Raw genomic sequence first — 24,187 nt, forward strand, 5'->3', positions numbered from 1 at the left:
TATTAAGATAATTTAAAAAAATAGATCAAGCATTATCACATTGATGTCATAACGCTTGGTAAAAAAATGCTTAATGTGGTGCAGGCCCTTTTAATTGCTGCTTTGGTTTAGGGCTTAACCAGATGATCAATCCAGCAAATACAAATACGAGTGAAAATATGAGGAATACATGATCTGACGACATCGTAATCGACTCTTTATCCACTAAATTTGAAATGGTACCTAATGCTGTATCTGAAGAAAAACCGCTTTGAATCAGGGTATTGTAAACATCATCTGAATGTAGGTTTGAGACCATTTCACTACGTGCTACTTTGGCATGATCGTCCCATATAGTAACTGCAATAGAAGCACCTATTGCACCTGCCATCGTTCTTAAAAAGTTCATTAAACCTGCTGCAGAGGCAAGCTCTTGAGGTTGTACCGAAGAAAGTGCCAGATTAGACAATGGAATAAAGAAAAACGGAACAGCAAACCCTTGCAAAATCTGCGGCCAGGCTAGCGTCATAAAGTCAGCATCTGATGTCCAGAAAGCGCGCATGAGCGTGACTCCCCCGAGTAGCAACAACCCAAAACTCGCCAGAGCTCGCGGATCATATTTCGCTGCCAGTTTCGCCACCACGGGTGACATCATCAAACTACCAAAACCCATGGTGGCGGTCAGGTAGCCTGCCCATGTTGCAGTATAGTTAAGATTCATCTGTAACCACTGCGGAATCAATACAATACTGCCAAAGAACGCACCAAAGCCAAAAGATAATGCCAGCACAGAAACGGTAAAGCCTCTGTGTCTAAATACCCACAGATTGACCACTGGCAGCCGATCCGTCATTTCCCAGATTAAAAATACGATAAATCCGAGTACTGCAATCACTGCAAATAAAACAATAATACTGCTATTAAACCAGTCACGTTCGTGCCCTAAATCCAGCATCAGCTGCAATGCACCAATCCATAGCACCAGTAAAAACAACCCAATCGCATCTATTCGGACACGAATTGTCTCCGTTTCTGCTACGCTCAAAAGCCGAATCGTACCCAGTACACAGATAATACCCACAGGAATATTAATAAAGAAAATCCAGTGCCATGACAGGTTATCACTAATTAACCCACCTAAAATTGGACCTAATATCGGCCCCAAAACGGTGGTCATTGCCCATAAGCCCATCGCTTGTGAATGCTTTTCTTGCGGGAAAATCCGCATCAGCAACGTTTGACTGAGTGGCATCAATGGCCCACCTGACAAACCCTGCCCAATCCGACACAAAACCAGCATTTCTAAACTGGTCGAGAGTCCACATAAAAAAGAAAAAACTGTAAATCCAATCAGCCCCATTACAAATACACGTACTGTTCCAAACCTACTGGCAAGCCAGCCTGTTAGCGGCACGCAGATGGCTTCTGCAACGGCATAGGACGTCACCACCCATGTGCCTTGTGATGCTGAAACAGCCAAATTTCCAGTAATATGTGGCACAGATACATTGGCAATCGTGGTATCCAGCACCACCATAAAGTTGGAAAGTGCAATCACAAATGCAGCGAGCAGTAATCGTCCGCCACTGAGTTCAGCAAAAGGGGTTTTGGTCGAAGAAGCCTGACTTTGAGCGGTCATAATAGGTTACTTCTTGGATAAATCGATGCTAGCATCCATAGACAGCCCAACACGTAACGGATGCTCAGCCAATTCTTTCGGATCAAGTGCGATACGCACTGGTAAACGCTGAACCACTTTAATCCAATTGCCTGTTGCATTTTGTGCAGGAATCAGCGCAAATGCAGAACCTGTTCCTCCCGAGAATCCAATCACCTTACCGTGATATTCAACGTCACTGCCGTATAAATCAGACGTTAAGGTCGCTGCTTGCCCGACACGTACTTTAGATAATTGACTTTCTTTAAAGTTTGCATCGACATATAACGCAGAAAGCGGAACAATTTTCATGAGTACGCTACCAGGAGCCACACGCTGACCCACTTGAATATTACGGCCTGTAATGACCCCATCAACAGGTGAACGAATTACGGTACGCTCAAGATCAAGCTGCGCTTGTTGTACATTGGCTTCAGCGCTTAATACATCTGGTGCCGAGTTTTCAGAGGCTCCCTGAATCAAGGCCTGATTGGCTGCCAAGTTACTTTGTGCTGCCTTGCGACTTGACTGTGCCTGAGAAACAGCTGCCTTAGCGACATCTAGTGCAGCTTTGGCAGTTTGTGCCGCTGTTTGCGCCGTACTCAATTCTTCTTTAGAAATTGCGCCAGATTGTTCAAGCGTCTGTCTACGTTTTAACTCTTCAATGGCATTATTATAGTCAGCTTGAGCCTTGCCTACCTGTGCCTGGGCACTTGCAATTCCATCATCACTTACAAAGACTTGAGAGTTTAAAGATTTACTGTTGGCTTCTGTCTGACGATACTGACGTTGTGCTTTGGCCAGCATCGCTTGTGCCTGGCTCAATGCAATCTGTGCATCTCTTGGATCCACCTGAGCCAAGATATCGCCTTTATGTACTTGTTGCGTATCATGTACACGAATTTCAGCAACCTGCCCTGTCACCATAGAGGTAATCTGTGCAGTTTCCGCCCCGACATAAGCATTGTCAGTACTGACAGTATGATTAAAGAAGAAAAACCAGATTGCATATAAAATCGCAACAATCACAATAACCAAGGCAAAAATACTCAGTAATTTCTTTCGTTTCGCCTTTAAAGCATCATCATCTACGTCTGATGCAGTCACTTGTGCAGATTCAGTCATTGTGTATTCCTAAATGGCTCAGGTCTAATTGTCACGATTTTCTTAAGTTAATTTTAAGTTTAGGAATTGAACCTGAACTGAAACTTAAAATAAAACTAAAATGACAATTGATATTTTCATCATCAGGCAATTTTATCGAAATAATTCACATGATGAGAATAAAAACTTAACTTATGCGTTCAAAAATGCAGTAGACGATATTTTACAAAAATCCATTTTATAAATTAAGCCTATGTTTTAGATTGTTTATTTCAAAAATCCTGTATTTATTTTTATTGTTTAAATGCTAATAGCTATAAAAAATAGGAGATTTTTTCTCCTATATTTTTAAAATGCATACGAGGCAATTGCTGTTGCGATCGCTTTATTTTCATCATTGATCAGATTCATACGCATGGTACAGCCTTTGCGTCCGAATCTTAAAACTTCTGCACGTGCAATAAAATATTGTCCTCGGCCAGGAGCCAGATAGTCAACCCGCATATCTACCGTCGCAAGGCGTGATACTTTCTTGATTGCCTCTGCCATTTCAGTGGCTTCAGCACGGCGATAGATCTCAGCCATAGCGACAATTCCGCCAATACTATCGAGCAGTGTAGCGGCCACACCACCATGCAAGATTTGAAAAGCCACATTGCCAATCAGGTAAGGCTGCATGTCGATATAGCCCTCGATTTGATTGTCAATGACACGCATCTGCATGGCGTTGTGACTAAAAAATGGAGATCCATTAAATGCCTGACAGAGTTGATTTAGAATAACGCCAAAATCAACTTTTTCACCTAAATGTATATGCCCAGTCCACAGTTTTTTTGATTCAGTCATAAAATACTCAACGTTGATAAATCTGCATTAAAGCCAATTCTGCTTGTACAAATGCCCAGTGATGGGTCTACAATACCCCACAAGTTTAATACTGAACATTGAGATTGTTATGACTTATACGTTCAATCGTCCTGCTTTTCCCGCAACGCGTATGCGCCGTATCCGTAAAAATGATCAATTGCGAGCAATGGTCAGTGAAACACAACTGACGCCTCATCATCTCATTTATCCAGTATTTGTATTGCCAGGGCAAAACCAGCGCCAGGATATTCCAAGCATGCCGAATGTTCAGCGCCTATCTGCCGATCTGTTGCTCAAAAAGGCTGAACAGCTTTTAGAATTGGGTGTATCAAAACTGGCTCTATTTCCCGTGACTCCACAAGAAGATAAAAGTCTAAGCGCCGAAGCGGCATGGCGTGAAGATGGATTGGTCCAGGAAACCTGTCGTCTGCTTAAAAAAGAATTGCCAGAAATGGTACTGATCACCGATGGTGCTTTAGATCCTTATACCACGCATGGTCAGGATGGCATTATCGATGACACAGGTTATGTGCTCAATGATGAAACGGTTGAATGTCTGGTGAAGCAAGCACTAAGCCATGCTGCAGCTGGCGCAGATGTGATTGCACCAAGTGATATGATGGATGGGCGTATTGGTGCGATTCGTCAGGCATTAGAGCAAAATAATTTCATTTATACCAATATCATGGCCTATTCTGCAAAATATGCTTCTAGCTTTTACGGTCCATTCCGCGACGCAGTTGGCTCGGCAACCAACCTTAAAGGTGGTAATAAGTATAACTACCAGATGGATATCGGAAATCGTGCCGAAGCACTCCACGAAATTGCCCTTGATCTTCAGGAAGGTGCAGATATGGTCATTGTCAAACCTGGTATGCCGTATCTGGATGTCGTTCGTGAAGTGAAAGATACTTTTGGTGTTCCGACCTTCATCTATCAAGTCAGTGGTGAATATGCCATGTTGGCAGGTGCCATCCAGAATGGATGGCTATCTGACAGTGTGATTTTAGAATCACTGATGTGCTGTCGTCGTGCGGGTGCAGACGGTATTTGGACATATTTTGCAGAAGAAGCCGCACAAAAACTCAAAGAGATGAAATAAGCAGAATACACATCGGATATGAGCATGCATATTGCCATTATTGGCGCGGGCGTAAGTGGTTTACTCACCGCACTGGAGTTGATTGAACACGGTTGTCAGGTCTCTATTTTTGATCAGCAACAGGCAGGACAAGCCGCCTCGTGGGCAGGTGGTGGTATTTTATCGCCTATGTATCCATGGCGCTATCCGCAAGCGGTCAATACACTCGCCCAAAATGGCAAAACCCTGTATCAACAATGGAACCAAAAATTGCAGCCGCTGACAGGTATCGATTTTGAAATCCACGATACAGGCATGCTGATTTTTGATGAAAGCGATTTTGAAATTGGCTTAAATTACGCAAAAAAGCATCGAGAGCCGATGCAACACGCCAGCTATCTGGATGGCAACCCACTGCAACAGGTCAATTCACGGATCAATTCCAAATTGGAACAGGCGATCTATTTTCCTGAACTCTCCAATATCCGTAATCCACGCCTTTTACAATCCATCATGGCTTATTTAAAACAGCATCCTTTAGTTCGCTTTTTTGAACATCGTCCCGTGGTCAAACTTCATATTCAGCAGCATCAAATTGGGTATGTACTTGATGAATCAGGCATAAAAATTGAAGCGGATCAGTTTGTGATTGCAACTGGCGCATGGAGCCAGCACTGGTCACAACAGCTTGATCTGGATATTCCTGTACATCCAGTACAAGGACAAATGGTACTGTTTAAAGCCCCTGCCCAATGGCTACCGACCATGTGCATGAATAACGTGATGTATCTGATACCACGTCAGGATGGCCATATTGTCTGCGGTTCCAGTATGGCACATTGTGGTTTTAACACCCTACCAGACTCAACCACCAAGCAAAATATTGTTGATGCCTGTCTGGAAATGGTGCCTGAATTGGCTCAATTTCCAATTGTAAAACAATGGGCTGGACTTCGACCAAGCTCACCTACAGGTATTCCCTATATTGGCCAAGTGCCAGAAATAGATAACTTATGGATCAATGCGGGGCATTTCCGTAATGGGTTATGTATGGGGCCTGCCTCTGCACAACTGTTACGTCAGCTCATGCTCAAACAACCCACAGACATAAACCCAGCCCTTTATTCTCCCGAACGCCTCAGTAAGCCTGTCATGGTATAGCACTAAGATTTAGAATAAATCTGGCGTAATGCTTGATCGAGATGAGCAAACTGAAAAAGATAACCTGCGTCTAGCAACGCTTTAGGTTGCACATACTGTCCATTTAAAATCAGTTGAGACTGTTCTCCCAAAAGTTTCTGAAATATAAAAGCAGGCGCGCTCAAAAATGGACGACGCTTAATCACTTGCCCTGCAATTTTCACAAATTCGGCTTGCGAGGTCTGAGTCGGCGCAACGGCATTAAAGATGATGTGCTCGGTCTGGGTATGTAATAAAAAATCAAGAATAGCCAGCACATCCTGAATATGCACCCACACCACAGCTTGGCGCCCAGAACCAATTTTACCCACCAGATTCAGTTTAATCGGAAGCATCATTTGTGGCAAAATCCCACCGTCTCTGGCAAAAACGACGCCAAGTCGCATAATTCTGGTGTCAAACTGCGTATAGCTTAATGCCGCCTGCTCCCATTGCTGGCAGAGTTCTGACATAAAAATTGCCTGCGGAGGTGAATGCTCATCACAAACGCGTTGCCATTGCTCTGTTTCATCTATGCCATAGTAACCAATCGCAGAAGCCGAAATAATACGTCTTGGTTTTTGCTGCTGCCTGATTAACCATTCATAAACATGCGTCGTGGTGTCGACTCGACTATCGATCAATTTTTGCTTGCGTTCTGCTGTCCATCTGGACTGGCCAATATTTTCTCCCGCCAAATTAATGACATAGTCGAGCGGTTGCATGATCTGATCCAGATCGTCAATCCAGACCAGATTTGGATGCTTATAACGCTGAGCAATATGCCGTGTATAAGCAAAAAGCTGATAATTCGCATCAAGTAAATGCGGTAATACATGACGACCAATAAAACCTGATGCGCCTGTAATCAAAATTGTTGCGACATGATGATTCATCTTTTTAAAGTCATTATTGCTATTATTGAAACAAGTCTAACTAAGCTGATCTATATTGCCGTTTGCTTATTGAAACATTTTGTCTGCCATGCGTTGCGCCTGTTTACCATAAAACCAGTAGGTAATCAGATACAGTGGAATCGCCAGCAATAAAATCATGATCAGTGCAATAGTGATAAATTGGGGCTGTTGTAAATACAATAAAAAGTTCTGAAAAATTTCAGCGTCCTGACGCGCAAAGATCACTAATCCAAGCAATACGCCCAAAAAATTGTAACCCCAAAAAATCAAGGTAAATCCCAAGGTCAGTTTCTTACGCTCTTGCTGCGTGGGTGCTCGCTGCTCACGTTTTAAAAATTGAAATAACACCACGATCATCGCAACCAGATAAGGGATTGCTGTCACAATTCCTCCCATCCCTGCAGGCAGCACGGCTGCAATGACACCCCCAATTAAAGTTAAAATAAAACAAATCAGAAAAAACCAAAGGTAATAACGGCGTAAAGCGGTCATATTCATCACAAAATTGACAAAGAAAAAAATATTTTAAGTTTTTTTCAATTTTTTTTCATTTTATTGTCAACCTTTTCGGTATGAGCTTCGTTATATGGAGTACAAGGTCAGCAGCAACCGATTATTTTTGCACGGCATCCGCAGATTTTCGGTGACCTTTCATTATGACATCCACTTTAGGATATGTTTTGTTAGCAGCCAAACCTGTTCTAAAGTTTTTGACCGACGATTTATCATCACTCGAATCGTCGGTCTTTATTTTTTTAAGCTTTCATTTTATTTATGGTTAGCATAGCTTAATCTTTGACATCTCTATTTTATAAAAGCCAGAACTCAATAGAATCATGATTAAAAGGATTTTTAAATGTCTATAAAAATTAATTTTTTGTCGGTTCTATGCTTGCCATTATTAACTGCTTGTGTAGGGAATATGAATCCTACTGGTGGAAATTCATCTCCAAACTATCCCTTTTTTATTACAACTCAAGCTCAAATTGTAAAAAATATTCGTGTTCCAATAGGAACAAAATTAGTTTATCAAGAACAATCTTTTAAACAAGGCAGACAAGATCGGTTGCTGCCTGAGACAAAGCTGACCGCAATTGAATTTCCAAATAACCAAACCATACTTTGGGGAGGGGTTCCTATCTCCTCAATCAATAAATTTTTTAACTCAGAAATGCATGGTTATACAGTTTATGCTGATTTCAAACGATTGCCTGATACTCAGAAAAATAGATTTACTCAACTTTGGCAATCATGTGACGAGAGATTAGGCATCACCGTAAAAAACACAAATGATTGGTCATTTAATAAAAATAATATCACTGATGTTGAAAGCTGTAGTGTGCTTTATCAACGATATTTTAAAAATGATGCGAAACAACAAAATTTTCTGGATCAGTTACATCAAGCCTTAAATCGGGTGGATTAAACCTAAAAATATCCATTTAAAATCTAAACCAACCCTATCTTTGTATTTTCAACCCTATCTTTGTTTAAAAAATCAGCATTACCCTTCAAATTTAAATGATGCTTCACACATAATTGGAAAATTCACAGAATTTGCGATCATACATTCATGATGCGCCTGCTCATGCAACTGATTCGCCAGATCAAGATTTGCACCTGCTTTTAAAATAACATGCGGTTTTAAAACAATATGCGTCATGTGTCCCCGTTTTTCAGCATGCGCATCATCCATAAATCCACATGCATGATCAACATAATCGACGACACAAATATGATTCACTGCACAAAGATGCAAATACCATAATTTATGACAGGCTGATGCTGCTGCGACCATCAAATCTTCAGGGTTCCATCTGCGTGGATCGCCACGATACGCTGGATCTGCCGAACCAGAAATAGCGGGTTTATTCTCACTTTCAATGACAAAATCACGTTGATAGGATTGATAGGTTTGAGTGCCTTCACCCGTATTACCAATCCAGCGAATTTTTAGGTCATATTGATGAATGGTCATTATAGATATTCCTTGACACGATTTGAGTAAAAACCGAAGTAGCTTTTTCACTCGGTAGAATCTGAATTAGACTGTGATTTATGCTACCTTATCTTCTCATCAAAAACAGGAAATTCATCAGCAATGGCCGTGCGTTTTTTTCATACTTCAGACTGGCACTTGGGGCAGTTTTTTTATAATCACTCCCGCCACTATGAACATGAACAATTTCTGGCATGGTTACTTAAGCAGATCAAGGCCAAACAGCCACATGCCCTGCTGATCGCTGGTGACATTTTTGATGTCATTAATCCAAGTTCGCAGGCACAGAAGCAACTTTATCAGTTTCTGGCCGATGCCCATGCACTTGCTCCACACATGCAAACGCTGATGATTGCTGGTAATCACGATTCGGGTTATCGCATTGAACAAGTTGAGCCTTTGCTTGAAAAATACAATGCCAGAACTGTAGGTGTCATTCGCTGGAATGAAGATAAAACACTTAATCTGGAACGCTTGATCCTGCCTGTTTATGATGAAAATAAAAACGTGGTTGCATGGTGTATTGCGCTGCCCTTTCTACGTTCGGCCGAAATTACAGGCTTTAACGAGCATACCAACAATAGCCAAAGCGCGATTGCTTACTTGCATGAACAATTGATTTCAGAAGCCAAACGACGTAAAACGGATGATCAAGCGATTATTTTGATGTCACATGCGCATATGCAAGGCGGTGAAACCTCAGACTCCGAACGCCCGATTATTATTGGCAATGAAGAAGCTCTTTCGACTGCGCTATTTGACGATGCAATTGATTATGTCGCACTGGGGCATTTGCATAAACCCCAGAAAGTACAGCATCCGCACATTCGTTATAGTGGCTCGCCTATTCCACTGTCATTTAGTGAAATTAACTATAAACATCAAGTAGTCGATGTGAATATTGATCCTACGCAGAGCACAGATAAATTCCAGTTTGAAGCAATCGAAATTCCAAGAAGTATAAAACTGCATAAAATTCGTGGTGAACTCAATGAGGTTATACAGCAGTTAAAATCATTGGCGCAGGGTGAAATTGAATCAATTGATTTACGCGAATATATCGATATTGAATATCATACGCTTACACCACCATTACCCAATCTCAGACAACAATTTGAAGATGCATTGCCCCCCAAGCGCTATCGATTGGTTCGAATCTCACGGCAATATTTGTCACAGGACAACAACGCAGCCCAAGCAAGCAAAATTAATCTAGAACCACCGACTCCCGAAAAACTGTTTGAACAAATCTGGGATAAAAAAGGCTATCACGCAGATGATGACGTCAAAAAAGACTTTATGAGCCTGGTCGCTCAGGCACAACAACAACTTGAAGATCAACACAAATACTAAAGGATTGCCGTGAAAATTTTATCAATCCGACTTAAAAATTTAGCCTCTTTGGCAGGTGAGCATTTTATTGATTTTGAAAGTGAGCCTTTAGCCAGTGCAGGACTCATTGCGATTATTGGTAAAACAGGTGCAGGAAAATCCACAATTTTAGACGCTATGTGTCTGGCGCTGTTTAACAAAATTCCAAGACTTAAAGACAGCGATGGCAAACTCACCGATGTTGATGGTTCTGAGTTATTAACCAATTCACCCCTTACTGTACTACGTCGTGGAACAGCACATGGTTTTGCCGAACTGTGCTTTGTCGCACAAGATCAAAAACACTATCTGGTTCGATGGGAAATCAAACGCGCACGCGAGAATGCCAACGGTAAATTGCAAAGTGTGCAACGTTATTTAAAATGCCTGACCGATGGTGTCGTGGTTGCCGATAAAAGCAAAGCAGTCGAAACGTATATTCAGCAAATTACTCAGCTGAGTTTTGAACAATTTACCCGTGCAGTATTGCTGGCACAATCTGAAGTCACTGCTTTTTTAAAAGCACGCGACAATGAACGGGGTGAACTGCTTGAGTATCTGACCAACTCTGCCATTTTTGCCAAAATTGGACAATTGGCTTTTGAAAAAACGAAAGAAGTTCGATTACAGCGTGAAAAATTAGAAAGCGTTCTCGGGCATCTTGAAATCCGGTCCGATGAAGAAATTGCTGAATTACACACACAATTTCAAAACATTCAGCAACAAGTTCAACAGCTTGAAAATGAAAAGAATCAATTCAAACAGCAACAGCAATGGTTTGAACAACGAGATAAAATTAGAAATGAAATCGATTTAAAGCAACAACAATATGATCTGCAACTTAAAGCTCAACAAGCAATTGCACAAGATCGCGTTTTACTGAGTCAGTTAGAAATATTTTCTGAAATACGTCCAATCGTATTTCAACAGCAACAGATTCAAAAAACATTACAACAACTCGCGCCACACATTCAACAAAAGCACAACGAGTTTCATGCTTTAACCACGCAATTTCAGCAGGAGAAAACGCGTTATTCTCAGGCAGAACAGAGCCTACATCAGTTTCAAGGTTTTGAACAAAAGCATCAAAAAGAGCTTGCCGATTTACGCAATCATTTGCAGAAACGCGAGCATATTAAAGAAGACTATAACAAAACTAAAAGTCGTTTAACCCAAATCGAAAGCCAACGACACCCTCTATTAGCGCAACAACAACAGTTAGAGCAAACGATCCATCAGCTCGATATACAGCATACGGATGACTTAGAGCGATTAAAAAACAGCGCTCAGTATTCTCCTTTAGATCAAGGTTTAAAAGCGCATATTCAGCAGCTTAACCAGTTTAATTTGCACTATCAGAAAATAGAACATAGTTTAGGTTCGATTCAGGACGCACAAGCAAGGCTTGAACAAGATCAAAATAGATTCAACACATTAATCATGCAATTTGGTACCACCCAACACATTGAGGAACGCATTGAGCAACAACAAAAACTAAAACAAGCGCAGCAGATTCGTCTTAATCAATTGGATACGACTCAACAGAAAATCCAGCGCTATTTTGAATTAAAAAATGAAATGTTCACTCTGCAAAGTCAATTTGAGACTGTAAATCAACAATACCAAGAGTTTGAGCAGTCCACTCAAAAAACCGAGCAAGATTATCAATCAGCTAAAAATGAACGTGAAAAACTACAGCAAATGTTGCAACAACAACGTTTATTGCACGCTGAAAATATTGAACATTTACGTGCCGAGCTCAAACACGGCGAAGCATGTCTGGTCTGTGGCAGTATCGAACATCCTTATCGTGATGATGAAAGTCAAATATCAAAAGCCCTATATGAATTACAGCAACAACAAGAACAACAAGCCATTCAGCAGGAACAGCAGTGTTTTAAACTGTGGCAAAACATGCAACAGCAATTCACTCAAAGCCAAACCCAGCATAAACAGTTGCAACACGATTTACAGCAACTGCGGGAAAAATTGAATGGTCATGATCAGCAGTTACAACAGCATTTATTACAGTCGAATATTCAACTCAATTTTAACTTAAATGAGCAAGATATCACTGCTCAGCTTCAAGCTTTAACCTTAGACTCTTTTCAAGCACATCAGCAGCTTGAAAATGAATTACAACTGCTCAATCAGGCCAATAAAGATCACTATCAACTGACTCAACGTATTCAAAATACACGTCATCAACTTGAGACAGTAGATCAATTACAGCAGCAAGTTCAGCATATTGTAGATTGTCTAAGCGCCGAGGATAAAATTTCCTGGACCAAACAAGGCCTGTTATTTACACAGCATATTTTACAAGCGTTACAACATCGTAGCCAGCAACTTGAACACGCAGAACACCTACTCAAACAAAAAGACCAACATGATCAGCAACTCAAGTTATTACTATCCAATGTGGCAGGACTTACGACACAGCAAGCAGAATGTGCGCAGCAATTAAAAGAGATCGAAGCAAACGGGAAACAAAATACAGATGCAGCCAATCAACTGATTTTCACCATGACAGGTTCGACTGAGCTTAAAGCCAATGAATGGTTACAACAGCATGATCAACAGCGTCATCAATTACAGCAGCGATACCAACAGTTAAAATTCAACTTTGAACAAGCACGTGAAAATTTTGAACAGCAGAAAAGTGCGCTTGAGCACCTAGAAGCAAAACAGCAGCAAAATCAGGATTCACTCGCACAATGTAAAACTGAAATATCTACATGGCTCGTTCAACATCAGGATTTTGTAGAAGATCAATTGAACGACTTACTTGCTATTGCATCGACTCAAGAACAACAGATTCGAAATACAATACAACAGGCAGATCGTGCGTTAAGTGAAGTAAATTCTGTGCTCAAAACACTTCAGCAACAGTTAAATGTGCATCTTGAGTTACAACCAGCCATTCAGGCTGAGCAGTTATCTGAACTCATGATAACCAATCAAAACATTTTAATGCACACCACAGATCAACGAGATCAATTAAAAATACAGCTCGAATTACATCAACAAAACCTGAGCAAGCAGCAGCAATTTGCAAATCAGATTCAAATCATTCAACAACAAGAACATCGCTGGAGTAAAATTTCCAGCCTCATTGGTGACGCTAAAGGGAAAGAATTTCGAGATTTAGCTCAACAATATAATCTTGATATTCTCTTAGAATATGCCAATCAGCAGCTCGCCATGCTGTCTCAACGCTATACATTAAAGCGTTTGGATAACTCATTGAGTCTTGCGATTATCGATCATGATATGGATGGAGAAACTCGTTCGGTTGCATCACTATCAGGTGGTGAGTCTTTCTTAACTGCCCTTGCCATTTCTTTGGCAATTGCCAATATGGCTTCTGGCTCCATGAAAATAGAATCGCTATTTATTGATGAAGGTTTTGGCACACTCGATGCTTCATCCTTACATATGGTGATGAATGCACTGGATCAGTTACAAAGTCAGGGACGTAAAGTTGTACTCATCTCGCATATTCAGGAAATGCACGAACGTATTCCAGTGCAGATTCAAGTACAACCGATTGGGTCTGGCTCAAGTCGAATTGAAGTGGTCGGTTAAACCCGACGCTTAAATCCCTTTTATTGTTTAATCTTTTTACCTTTAGACTACCGTTTGTATGCCAAGACTCAATTGAAAATATCCCAGAAACTGATAGCTTAAAATGATTCAGATTCAAAATGAAAAAATGATCACATAAACTCATAAAGCAAAGATCAATTTTTAGGATGAAGAAGAATTTTTATTAATTTTTTCTTTGAGCTTTATCATATGCATACTTTTAAAATTGATTGTCAACTTCACTATCGCGTTATCCAAATGACTGAGTTTGTTTTTCAGTTTGAAGTGGCCGAGCACCCTTGGCAAACGCTGATCCATGAGTCATTTCAATTCAAGCCTGATTTGGCCTTTGAGCAGTACGAACGTGACGCGGGTTTAAATCGACTCATACGCGTCAATGCCCCAGAAGGTGATTTAAGTGTTTCCTATACTGCGAAAGTTCAAACGCACATCCCAGAACGGAATACTTCTTTAAAAGAGTGTGAAATTAAAGATTTACCTTCTGATACTTTATTTTATCTGGCACCCAGCCGTTTTTGCGAATCTGACCTCATCGACACAATGGTAACTAACACTTTTGCAGAGTTACCTAAAGGCTATTCACGTGTGCAGGCAATCTGCGACTGGATCCATGACAATATTATCTATCAATCAGGATCATCCGACAGTACCACCACAGCACGAGATATTTTGGTGAACCGTGCAGGCGTCTGCCGTGATTTTGCCCATTTAGGCATTGCGATTTGCCGTGCGCTCAACATTCCTGCCCGCTTTGTTTTTGGTTATATGCCTTTTTACCAAGCTCAACCAGATTTTCATGCAATTTTTGAGGTTTACCTTGAAAATCAATGGATGCTTTTTGATGCAACACGTATGGGGCCGATTGACCAATTTGTACGTGTTGGTACTGGGCTTGATGCCAAAGACGTTCCGTTTGCAACGGTTTATGGCGAGATTGAGCTCATTTCTATGAGCCCCGTGATTGAGCTTGTTTAAATCAAACCGCATGATGAATCAATTTGCTAATTAAGAGTTTTTAATTTTTAAACGAGGGAACATAAATTTCCCTCGTAATTATTTAGCTTGAGTATTTAAGCCAAAGTCAGAACGACACCTGAAAATGCCAGACAGTAAATACCAAATAAATACCAACGACCATGCTCGAGCCATGCTGAAAGCCATTTAAGTGCCAATAAACCAGTCAAAAAACTAAATACCATTCCAAATATACTCGGCAAAAGCAGGCTCCCTAACGCCAAATGCGTTGCTCCTGTCGTTGCGTGTTGAGCATGCAATAAGCGTACAAGTTCTTTTACAATCACAGCAGGAGTAAGCACCACTGCCAAAGCGAAGCTGAATTCTTCTGCTTTTTGACGGGAAATACCTAAAAATAGTCCCGTTGAAATAGTCGCACCAGAACGAGAAAAACCACGAAAAGGTAGACACAATGCCTGCACAGCGCCAATAATCATAGCGCTTGGTAAACGGATATCGCCTTGCTGTCCGCGATCTAAACGAGAAGACAAAATAATTAAAATTCCTGCCGCAGCCAATGCCGCAGCCATCAGTTTTGAATTACTAAATAAATGCTCAATTTCAAAGCTGCTCACTCCGCCAAAGAACACATGCTTAATGAGCGATTGCAATAACAGCCCAAGTACGCCCGTAATCGCGGTTGCCAGTAACACATACCATGCACGCTGTTTAAATGACTGCCAATCAAAAAAGTAAGTTTTCTTCCACGAATGCCAAAAATACACAATAACGGCAAACATGGTTCCCGTATGCAGCATAACCAATAAAAATGTCATATTGGGTGCTGAAGGATCAAACCCCATCAGCTTTTCTGCCAAAATTACATGCGCAGAACTCGAAACGGGTAGTAATTCAGCTAATCCCTGAATAACAGCTAAAATAAAAACATGCAACAGATCCATGGCGTGACTCATATATGCTATTGCAGCTTATATACGCAGATGCCATTAAGAACAGATTAAAAAGCGTAAAATTTTTTAGAAATAAATCATATCCCTTTTTAAATAAAATCATGTTCTAAAGTAATCATCGGGTATCGCAAGTTCAGTATTAAGGTTTGGCATAATCTCGAGCACCAAATAAAGCAGTTCCAATACGTACAATACTGGCTCCCGCAGCAATTGCTTGCTGTAAATCTCCAGACATTCCCATGCTGAGCGTATCCCAATCCTGTGGTTGTTGATGATGAGATTTAACCTGTTCAAACAATTGTTTAGCATCAGTAAAAGCGGTGATCTGATCGGGTGCAGGTATCACCATTATTCCGCGTAAGCGTACCTGAGGAAGCTGACTGATTTCTTCAACCAGTTGAGCAACATCTTCAGGCTGGCATCCATCTTTAGAATCCTGATGATCAATATTGACCTGAATGCATAAATTTAACGGCGGCTGCGTCTGCAAACGCTGGCTAGATAATCGCTCGGCGATGATCAAACGATCGACCCCGTGCACCCAGTCGAACTTTTCTGCCAAAAGCTTAGTTTTATTACGCTGAACATGACCAATAAAATGCCACTCAATATCGAGATCATCGAGGGCTTCAATTTTATCTAGCGCTTCCTGAAGATAGTTTTCACCAAAAGCGCGCTGCCCAAGTTGATACATCTCTCGCAGTGCAGAATCTGGATGAGTTTTCGAGACTGCCAATAACTGTACAGTGGCTGGATCACGTTGTGCCTGCTCACAGGCGACCTGAATTTGATGAAGAACTTGATTTCGTGCATCTTTAAAGTGATTCATTGACAGGGTTCTCATTTCAAACGTATTTTTTACTTAACCTAAAGCACAAATCTTGGTAAGCTTTAATCAAACAACTCAGTATTCTACAAAATAATTAAACCTTTTGACGATCTTCGGGGAAAATATGGATATAACAGAATTACTCGCGTTTTCGGTGCAAAATCGTGCCTCTGACCTGCATTTATCCGCAGGAATTCCCCCCATGATCCGTGTCGATGGCGAAGTTCGTCGTATTAATCTTCCTGCAATGGATCATTCAGAAGTCCATAATCTCATTTACGATATTATGAATGATAAACAGCGCCGAGACTACGAAGAAAAACTGGAAACAGATTTTTCTTTTGAAGTGCCTAATCTAGCTCGTTTTCGCGTCAATGTGTTTAATCAAAATCGTGGAGCTGGTGCTGTATTTCGGACCATTCCATCACAAGTTCTGACGCTTGAAGAACTGGGACTGGGTAAAATTTTTCGGGATATTTGCGATTATCCGAGAGGACTCGTCCTTGTCACAGGCCCCACTGGTTCCGGTAAATCAACCACCCTTGCAGCCATGCTCGATTATATTAACAATCATCGCTACGACCATATTTTGACTGTTGAAGATCCAATTGAGTTTGTACATGAGCCTAAAAAATGCCTGATCAATCAGCGTGAGGTACATCGCGATACATTAGGCTTCAATGAAGCACTGCGCTCAGCTTTGCGTGAAGATCCAGACATTATTCTGGTTGGCGAAATGCGGGATCTGGAAACCATCCGTCTGGCTCTTACTGCCGCAGAAACAGGGCATTTGGTTTTTGGAACACTGCATACCACATCAGCCGCGAAAACCATTGATCGTATTATTGATGTCTTTCCTGCCGAAGAAAAAGATATGGTTCGCACCATGTTGTCGGAATCCTTACAAGCGGTTATTTCCCAAACTTTATTAAAAAAAGAAGGCGGTGGACGTGTTGCAGCCCATGAAATCATGATTGGAATTCCTGCAATTCGCAATCTCATTCGTGAAGGTAAAGTCGCTCAAATGTACTCTTCTATCCAAACAGGTGCGACACATGGCATGACGACCCTGGATCAGAGTCTCAAACAGCTTTTGGCAAAAGGCATCATCAACTTACCAACGGCACGCGCTGTCGCAAAATCTCCAGAGTCGTTCTAAGAATAACGCTACTCGATCTGAGAGGAAAACAATACGATGGACTTTAATGATTTACTCAATTTGATGGCAAAACACAAAGCATCTGATTTGTTTATTACAGCAGGTGTAGAACCATCTTTAAAAATTAACGGTGAAATTACCCCCGTCTCTAAAACCAAACTCGATGGAGATATGATCGCTCAGTTGATTGATTCGATTACAACGCAAAAGCAACGACAAGAATTCATTGAAACGCATGAATGTAATTTTGCCATCTTAAATCGTGAAAAAAACGAACGTTTCCGGGTGAGCGCATTTCAACAGCGTGACATGCCTGGTATGGTGATTCGTCGTATTGAGACCAAGATCCCCTCTCCTGACGATTTACATCTACCTCCAATTTTAAAAGAACTGGCCATGAGCAAACGTGGCATTATTATTTTTTCTGGGGCAACTGGTACAGGAAAATCCACGTCTTTGGCATCCATGATTCAACATCGTAATCAGCACTCAAAAGGTCATATTATTACTATTGAGGATCCGATTGAATTTATACATGAGCATGCTGGATGTATTATCACTCAGCGTGAAGTCGGCATTGATACAGATTCTTTTGAAATCGCGCTTAAAAATACGTTGCGCCAGGCGCCTGATGTGATTCTGATTGGTGAAATTCGCTCACGTGAAGTGATGGACTATGCTTTAGCTTTTGCAGAAACTGGCCATTTAGTATTTGCAACTTTACATGCCAATAATGCCAATCAAACCTTAGAACGGATTATTCACTTCTTTGATGCAGATCGACATCAGCAAATTTTTATGGATTTATCGCTCAATCTTAAAGCGGTGATTTCACAACAGCTTATTCCAACCCATGATGGTCAAAGTCGACGTGCTGCCGTCGAAGTGCTGATTAATACGCCTTTACTGTCAGATTACATTCGTCAAGGTGAAATCTATAAAATTAAGGAATTAATGGCTCGTTCTGGAGAACTTGGCATGCAAACCTTTGATCAGGCACTTTTTGATTTATATGATCATCAGCACATCAGTTATGCAGATGCGCTCAAGCATGCAGACTCGCCTAATAATTTACGTCTACAGATCAAGCTTTCGGAAGAAGCCAACAAACCCCTAGATAACAGAGAAAGAATGTCCGAAATGGAACGGAAAATGACTTTTGATGGTCAACGCCGTAATCTCAAATAAAAGAGGGCAATTTTGCCCTCTTTTAATTGTTGTATTTATGTGATTTTACTGCTTTTTACGATATGCTTCCTGACACTCAGTCGCATCGCAATAACCATATAAATTTAAAGAATGGCCAGTCAGCGTAAAGCCATGCTTTTCAGCTACTGTATGTTGCTCATGTTCAATAACTTCATTTGTAAATTCAACAACTTTCCCACAATTTAAACATACTAAATGATCGTGGTGGTCTTCTTGCATAATTTCAAAAACAGAATGATTGTTTTCAAAATGATGACGCTGAATAATTCCTGCTGCTTCAAACTGAGTTAATACACGGTAAACTGTTGCTAAACCCACATCTTCGCCTTGTTCAAGCAAAGTTTTATAAATATCTTCAGCACTCAAATGATGTTGTTTTGAATTTTCTAATAATTCCAAAATCTTAATTCGAGGAAGGGTGACTTTCAGTCCAGCTTTTCGTAAATCTTGATTGGAAATCGGCATAAAAAAAGGTCTCTCAACAAATCTCAAGTTGGAATAGGCAATCGTGTTTAGATGCAGTATGATCTATCCTTGGATCAAATGCATCATAATTTATCGGGATAGTGTAGCAAAATGCAAAAACTTATGTTGGCGTTATTCGTCACTTCACTGCTTGCTGGTTGTTCGACGCTTGGAGTTTATAAGGTTGATATTCCTCAAGGAACCCCTTTAACCAAAGCTCAAGCATCGAAAGTTCAGGTCGGCATGAGTTACCAACAAGTTCGTTTCTTACTAGGTAGCCCAACGATTACTGATCCGCTAAATCCACTACGTTGGGATTACATCTATAATTACATCCCAGGAACTTATGCGAAAAAAGCAAAAATCCCAGCAGCTCATGGTCAACATTTGAAAATCTATTTCAACGAGTCTGGTATTGTGAAAAGTATAGAAGGAATAGATACCCTTCCAGATTCTCAACCTGGCTTACCAGGCTCAAAAGAAGCGATTTTAACTGCGCCACCACTATAAAGACTTATGCAAAAAAATAAACCCCTCAGCAGAGGGGTTTTTCTTATTAAGTGCATCACTTAAAGCGATTGCCTTTCTGAAACCGACCTACTGGATTTTTTTCTGCACGTTTACGTCGAATATCCTTTGGATTGATGGTCAAAGGTCGATAAATTTCGACCCGATCACCAGCTTCAAGTAATCGATCCGCGACACAGCGCACACCAAAAATCCCCAGGTGATAGGGCTGTGGTAGTTCTACCTGCGTTAGCAAACCGCTGCTCTCAATCGCCTGCCAAGCAGTCATACCTTGCTGAAATGCGACACGGATATGAAACTGTTGTGTCTGCGTTGCATAAGCCACCCAGACATTTTGCTGGTTACTCATCCGAACAACTGTCCAATCACGGAAATCATGGCAACGATGATTGCCAAAGGTAACACAATACGTACTGCAATGCGCCAAAGGTTATAAAACAGCTCGTTACTAAAATTCATCGATTTACGCAAATGACTAATTTTCATAATCCAGCCAGCAAAGATCGCATAAATCAGACAAAGGAGTAACCCCCACAGCATCAACAGTACAAAGAATTGCTGTTGTAAATTTGGAATCATCCAGATCAAAACAGCAACAATCAGAATCATCCACTGTATAGGCAAAGCAATTTGGCGTTGTGCAAGTTGCTCTTTAGCCAATTGAATTAATAAAGCAGATGCCATGATCGCCGCAACAGCCCAAGTCCACATAGGTAAGGCATGCTGAATGCTCATAAAACCAAATGCAACCACAGCCAGAAGCTGAGCAAACCAAATTGGTAGGACTGTTGAACTTGCGTGTTGAGATTGTGAAGCGTGTTGTAAGCTGGTCTGCCAATATAAGCCCATTCCTAACCCACTCGCCACCAGAGCCAGTACAGTTGCATTGCCCCACTCTTTAAACTCGATAGATGTCCAATGCCACGGTGTCGTTTCTGTACCGCTCACTTGGGCTAAAATCAGAGATAGAATGACGCCAATTCCTGTCATCAGTAATAAAATCTGACGAGAGACAAAAGATAAAGCAAAGGCTAAAACAGCTAGTCCAGCCAGAATAAAGCTCGGAATTACATTAAACTGGGTAAATTGCGGTAGCAATAAACTAAGATGAGATAAAATTCCACCTGCCAAAAAGGCGATGAATGTCACGGCCATCCATCCCACCAGTCGCCATCTGGCTGATGCATCTGCATCGCGGGTTAAATGGGATAATGCATTCAGTGCTGTTGTTTTTGAACGCCGTGCCAGTGCAATTTCCAGATAACAGATGGGCAGTGCCAAAACCACCATGCTACCTAGCCACAATAACCAGAAATCTAACTGACGATCAATCTGAATACCCGCAGATGGCGCAAGTGTTACAATAATCACTAGGCTTAAACAAAACGCCATGAGCGGCGATAACCATCGTGATAGAGGAGAATCCTGCATCATGCATTCCTTGAATAAAGACTGCCGATATTTTGCCTTTGTCGTGTATGAAAATCAAAGCTTCTCTAAAAATAGATGTTTTAATTAGATCTAATCACTTAATACTGGTCTGCACGTGTGATCCGTTTTAATTCGGGATTGAGTGCTTCACGTGTCAGACGCGCAACATGGGTTAAAGCACGTTTTACAGGACGTCCATCCTGAAACAGGATTATTTCACCTGGCTGATAAGGCGTCCAGATTTCGTTATGCGTCAAGGGTTCAGTAGTAATCACCGCAACACGATCTTTAGCTGTCGTGACCTGGCTAAAATCGACTTCGACATCAATATCAATCAAACGCGCTGCTTTAAAAGGATATTCACGAACCAGCCAGTGTAACTTGGTGGTGGCATAACTAAATAATGCCTGTCCATTCGATAAACAGAAATTAAAGGTTCCGTATTCGGCAACACGCGGTGCAATCTGTTCTAGCGTCGCAAAAACCTGAAGTACACTCGGCTCTGTATAGCCAAAGCGTTCCACCAGTTGATCCAGCACATAACAAAATGCCCGTTCGCTGTCGGTATTACCCACAGGTACAAAACGACCTGTCAAACGCGGATCAAAACCATGTAAATCTCCATTATGTGCGAAAATCCATTGCCGCCCCCAAAGTTCACGCATGAATGGATGTGAGTTTTCCAGCGTAATTTTACCTTGCGTCGCTTTACGGATATGCGCAATCACATTACGTGATTTAATTGGAAAGTTTCTTACCAGTTCGGCAATTGGAGATTCAACAGCAGATTGATTGTCGATAAATAAACGACAGGTTTTATCTTCAAAAAAGGCGATACCAAAGCCATCTGAATGATCAGAGGTAATGCCAGCACGCTGTGAAAACCCCTTAAACGAAAAGGTGATGTCTGTCGGGGTTGCACAATTCATTCCAAGTAGCTGGCACATAACAATCAAATTAAATAATTATCGAGATTCAAACACTATTTTGCATGAGAGTAGAAGGTGTTGCAAATCTCAATTTTGGCACATCTTATGCACTTTTTCTGCTAAGACTAGCGCTGTACCATCTTATTCATGACAAAAGACTTTGCAATTTTATTCACTTCCAAGAAAACAAAATAATCAAGGCAGTTAAAATCTTCATCATAAAATGCTTCTTTGGACAGCTTAGATTGCATGGTTAAATACATCTGAAACAGTTTTGGAATACGCTCATCTTGCGGAAAACTGAATTGTGGATGAGTCGGCTCATAGGCACATTTAGAAGAAATATCAATAGTTTGTTCTGCACTTAGGCGTTGAATCTTTTGATGCGTATGGTAGACACGTGCAGCATTATCATCTAAATGAATACTGACACAGCCCATTAAATATTTGGCTTTCATCGACCACAGCACTTTGGGTACTAGATTGAGCCATAAGGTAGAGAGCGCCTTTCCAGAGCGAAATTTTGGATGAACACAAGTACGTCCAATTTCAACAACATTAGGTAAATAAGATAGCTTATCGACTATGTCAAATTCCTGAGCACTATAACTTTGTGATAGTTCATGTCCTTGAAATAGTTTTAATCGGGTATAGGCGACAATCTCACCTGTCCATTTCTCCCTTAAAACGGCATGCTCACAGTTAAAATCATATAAATCCTGATCCAGACCATCATCAAAATGGATACCAAATTGATGGCTAAATTGTGTCGCACGAAAGCGTTGTACTTCTTGGAGCTCTCTTAAATTATCTACCCAATCGAACCTAAATTGAGTTGAGCTATTTTTTGGACGAGCAAGCGGAAAGTTTAAATTTTGACGATAGTGATTCAGTTTTTCTAGCATAATGTCACCACTGAGTTTTTCTCTGCTTACACTAAAACACACAGATGACAAAATAATGACCAATAATTATTGCCAAAAAAAAGATCACATTCCGTGATCTTTTTGATATATGTAGCGGATATACGTTTAATGCTCTGACTTAGCATGCAGACGATTGGTAATGAGGGTACCAACGCCATGGTCGGTAAAGATTTCAAGTAATGTCGCATGTGGAACACGTCCATCCACAATATGTGCACTTACTACACCGCCTTTTACGGCATCTAATGCACATCCAACTTTCGGAATCATTCCTCCATAAATCACGCCCGTTGCAATCAAACGGTCTACTTCTTGTGTGGACAACCCTGTCAAAAGGTTTTTGTTTTCGTCCAAAACACCTGAAATATTGGTCAGAAGAATCAGTTTTTCTGCCCCTAATGCTTCTGCGACCTTACCAGCCACCAAGTCTGCATTGATATTGTAGGTATTGCCACTTTCATCAACGCCTAACGGCGCAATCACCGGAATAAAATCACTTTGGGTAAACATTTCGAGTACATCTGTCTTGATGCCCACGACTTCACCTACCAAGCCCAAATCGATATGCTTGATATCGCCCTGTTCATCATGTTTTTCCATGAGTAGCTTACGTGCACGAATCAAATTGCCGTCTTTACCCGTCAAGCCAATCGCACGACCACCGTGTTGATTGATCAGATTGACAATCGACTTATTTACGCTACCACCCAAAACCATTTCAACCACTTCCATGGTCGCTTCATCGGTCACGCGCATTCCATCAATACGATCAGAAACTTGTCCTAAACGTTTGAGTAATGAATCTACCTGCGGGCCACCACCATGAACCACAATTGGATTCAGACCGACCGTCTTAAGCAGTACAATATCACGGGCAAATGAGCTTTCAAGCTCAGGATCTGTCATGGCATTACCGCCATATTTGACCACCAGCGTTTTACCAGAAAAACGTTGAATATAAGGTAAAGCTTCAGTCAAAATTTTTGCCTTATCGATACCTTTATGCTGATGTGGCATTCGCCT

Annotated in this window: 23 protein-coding genes; 9 read left to right on the forward strand and 14 right to left on the reverse strand. The window is 41.1% G+C overall.

The features are described 5' to 3' along the window. Positions 1 to 70: 70 nt before the first annotated feature. The 3 genes from F952_RS03035 to F952_RS03045 all read right to left on the reverse strand — a co-directional run bounded on the left by F952_RS03035 (position 71) and on the right by F952_RS03045 (position 3,586). Positions 71 to 1,618 carry a DHA2 family efflux MFS transporter permease subunit gene (locus F952_RS03035; RefSeq protein WP_004922005.1) on the reverse strand — a complete coding sequence of 516 codons (1,548 nt, stop codon included), beginning with the start codon at positions 1,616 to 1,618 and terminating at the stop codon, positions 71 to 73. Positions 1,619 to 1,624: 6 nt separating this feature from the next. Continuing rightward, positions 1,625 to 2,761 (reverse strand): HlyD family efflux transporter periplasmic adaptor subunit, encoded by a 1,137-nt coding sequence (locus F952_RS03040; RefSeq protein ID WP_004922008.1) that lies wholly within the window; start codon positions 2,759 to 2,761, stop codon positions 1,625 to 1,627. A gap of 327 nt (positions 2,762 to 3,088) precedes the next feature. Further along, positions 3,089 to 3,586, reverse strand: coding sequence for a thioesterase family protein (locus tag F952_RS03045; protein WP_004922010.1), 498 nt, complete (start codon positions 3,584 to 3,586; stop codon positions 3,089 to 3,091). Between the two features lie 109 nt (positions 3,587 to 3,695). Here F952_RS03045 and hemB point away from each other — a divergent pair, with 109 nt between their 5' ends. After that, a complete protein-coding gene (gene hemB / locus F952_RS03050; protein WP_004922013.1) occupies positions 3,696 to 4,709 on the forward strand; it encodes a porphobilinogen synthase in 1,014 nt (337 codons plus the stop codon). Between the two features lie 24 nt (positions 4,710 to 4,733). Next, positions 4,734 to 5,849 carry an NAD(P)/FAD-dependent oxidoreductase gene (locus tag F952_RS03055; RefSeq protein ID WP_004922015.1) on the forward strand — a complete coding sequence of 372 codons (1,116 nt, stop codon included), beginning with the start codon at positions 4,734 to 4,736 and terminating at the stop codon, positions 5,847 to 5,849. 2 nt (positions 5,850 to 5,851) lie between these two features. Here F952_RS03055 and F952_RS03060 read toward each other — a convergent pair whose 3' ends face one another. Together F952_RS03060 and F952_RS03065 are read right to left on the reverse strand one after the other, a co-directional pair. Then, the gene (locus F952_RS03060) at positions 5,852 to 6,763 is read right to left on the reverse strand and encodes a TIGR01777 family oxidoreductase (protein WP_004922018.1); all 912 of its coding nucleotides are present in this window, start codon (positions 6,761 to 6,763) and stop codon (positions 5,852 to 5,854) included. A gap of 66 nt (positions 6,764 to 6,829) precedes the next feature. Next, entirely contained in the window at positions 6,830 to 7,276 is a 447-nt protein-coding gene (locus F952_RS03065; RefSeq protein WP_026056951.1) for an ABZJ_00895 family protein, read from the reverse strand. Positions 7,277 to 7,640: 364 nt separating this feature from the next. On the opposite strand from F952_RS03065, the gene F952_RS03070 reads away from it, so the two are divergent. After that, positions 7,641 to 8,210: a hypothetical protein gene (locus tag F952_RS03070; RefSeq protein WP_004922025.1), complete on the forward strand. Its 570-nt coding sequence runs from the start codon at positions 7,641 to 7,643 to the stop codon at positions 8,208 to 8,210. A gap of 78 nt (positions 8,211 to 8,288) precedes the next feature. Here F952_RS03070 and F952_RS03075 read toward each other — a convergent pair whose 3' ends face one another. Next, positions 8,289 to 8,762 (reverse strand): OsmC family protein, encoded by a 474-nt coding sequence (locus F952_RS03075; RefSeq protein WP_004922028.1) that lies wholly within the window; start codon positions 8,760 to 8,762, stop codon positions 8,289 to 8,291. A 123-nt stretch (positions 8,763 to 8,885) separates the two neighbouring features. On the opposite strand from F952_RS03075, the gene F952_RS03080 reads away from it, so the two are divergent. From F952_RS03080 to F952_RS03090, 3 genes are all read left to right on the forward strand, one after another. Continuing rightward, complete coding sequence (locus tag F952_RS03080) at positions 8,886 to 10,136, forward strand: exonuclease SbcCD subunit D C-terminal domain-containing protein (RefSeq protein ID WP_004922034.1); 1,251 nt, start codon at positions 8,886 to 8,888, stop codon at positions 10,134 to 10,136. 9 nt (positions 10,137 to 10,145) lie between these two features. Then, positions 10,146 to 13,742: an AAA family ATPase gene (locus F952_RS03085; RefSeq protein ID WP_004922038.1), complete on the forward strand. Its 3,597-nt coding sequence runs from the start codon at positions 10,146 to 10,148 to the stop codon at positions 13,740 to 13,742. A gap of 210 nt (positions 13,743 to 13,952) precedes the next feature. Continuing rightward, the gene (locus F952_RS03090; protein ID WP_004922040.1) at positions 13,953 to 14,738 is read left to right on the forward strand and encodes a transglutaminase-like domain-containing protein; all 786 of its coding nucleotides are present in this window, start codon (positions 13,953 to 13,955) and stop codon (positions 14,736 to 14,738) included. Positions 14,739 to 14,833: 95 nt separating this feature from the next. On the opposite strand, the gene F952_RS03095 is transcribed toward F952_RS03090, so the two are convergent. After that, positions 14,834 to 15,691, reverse strand: coding sequence for an undecaprenyl-diphosphate phosphatase (locus F952_RS03095; RefSeq protein ID WP_011182166.1), 858 nt, complete (start codon positions 15,689 to 15,691; stop codon positions 14,834 to 14,836). Positions 15,692 to 15,827: 136 nt separating this feature from the next. Beyond that, positions 15,828 to 16,517 carry a YggS family pyridoxal phosphate-dependent enzyme gene (locus F952_RS03100; RefSeq protein WP_004922045.1) on the reverse strand — a complete coding sequence of 230 codons (690 nt, stop codon included), beginning with the start codon at positions 16,515 to 16,517 and terminating at the stop codon, positions 15,828 to 15,830. A 124-nt stretch (positions 16,518 to 16,641) separates the two neighbouring features. Here F952_RS03100 and F952_RS03105 point away from each other — a divergent pair, with 124 nt between their 5' ends. Continuing rightward, the gene (locus tag F952_RS03105; RefSeq protein WP_011182164.1) at positions 16,642 to 17,676 is read left to right on the forward strand and encodes a type IV pilus twitching motility protein PilT; all 1,035 of its coding nucleotides are present in this window, start codon (positions 16,642 to 16,644) and stop codon (positions 17,674 to 17,676) included. A 36-nt stretch (positions 17,677 to 17,712) separates the two neighbouring features. Beyond that, positions 17,713 to 18,864: a PilT/PilU family type 4a pilus ATPase gene (locus F952_RS03110; RefSeq protein ID WP_004922051.1), complete on the forward strand. Its 1,152-nt coding sequence runs from the start codon at positions 17,713 to 17,715 to the stop codon at positions 18,862 to 18,864. Positions 18,865 to 18,909: 45 nt separating this feature from the next. On the opposite strand, the gene fur is transcribed toward F952_RS03110, so the two are convergent. After that, positions 18,910 to 19,350, reverse strand: a complete 441-nt coding sequence (gene fur / locus F952_RS03115) for a ferric iron uptake transcriptional regulator (RefSeq protein ID WP_004922054.1) — start codon at positions 19,348 to 19,350, stop codon at positions 18,910 to 18,912. Between the two features lie 111 nt (positions 19,351 to 19,461). On the opposite strand from fur, the gene F952_RS03120 reads away from it, so the two are divergent. Then, positions 19,462 to 19,860 (forward strand): outer membrane protein assembly factor BamE, encoded by a 399-nt coding sequence (locus tag F952_RS03120; protein WP_004922056.1) that lies wholly within the window; start codon positions 19,462 to 19,464, stop codon positions 19,858 to 19,860. A 55-nt stretch (positions 19,861 to 19,915) separates the two neighbouring features. Here F952_RS03120 and F952_RS03125 read toward each other — a convergent pair whose 3' ends face one another. The 5 genes from F952_RS03125 to argB form a co-directional block, all read right to left on the reverse strand. After that, the gene (locus F952_RS03125; protein ID WP_004922060.1) at positions 19,916 to 20,227 is read right to left on the reverse strand and encodes an RnfH family protein; all 312 of its coding nucleotides are present in this window, start codon (positions 20,225 to 20,227) and stop codon (positions 19,916 to 19,918) included. Further along, the gene (locus F952_RS03130; RefSeq protein ID WP_004922063.1) at positions 20,224 to 21,309 is read right to left on the reverse strand and encodes a hypothetical protein; all 1,086 of its coding nucleotides are present in this window, start codon (positions 21,307 to 21,309) and stop codon (positions 20,224 to 20,226) included. The genes F952_RS03125 and F952_RS03130 overlap by 4 nt, the downstream gene beginning before the upstream one ends. Positions 21,310 to 21,407: 98 nt before the next feature. Then, complete coding sequence (locus F952_RS03135) at positions 21,408 to 22,256, reverse strand: class II glutamine amidotransferase (protein WP_026056952.1); 849 nt, start codon at positions 22,254 to 22,256, stop codon at positions 21,408 to 21,410. Between the two features lie 107 nt (positions 22,257 to 22,363). Next, positions 22,364 to 23,143 carry a GNAT family N-acetyltransferase gene (locus tag F952_RS03140; RefSeq protein WP_004922069.1) on the reverse strand — a complete coding sequence of 260 codons (780 nt, stop codon included), beginning with the start codon at positions 23,141 to 23,143 and terminating at the stop codon, positions 22,364 to 22,366. A 126-nt stretch (positions 23,144 to 23,269) separates the two neighbouring features. Beyond that, positions 23,270 to 24,181 carry an acetylglutamate kinase gene (argB, locus tag F952_RS03145; RefSeq protein WP_004922071.1) on the reverse strand — a complete coding sequence of 304 codons (912 nt, stop codon included), beginning with the start codon at positions 24,179 to 24,181 and terminating at the stop codon, positions 23,270 to 23,272. Between the last annotated feature and the right edge of the window lie 6 nt (positions 24,182 to 24,187).

Origin of the sequence: Acinetobacter baylyi DSM 14961 = CIP 107474 (genome assembly GCF_000368685.1) — a bacterium.
In the GTDB taxonomy this organism is placed as follows: Bacteria; Pseudomonadota; Gammaproteobacteria; order Pseudomonadales; family Moraxellaceae; genus Acinetobacter; species Acinetobacter baylyi.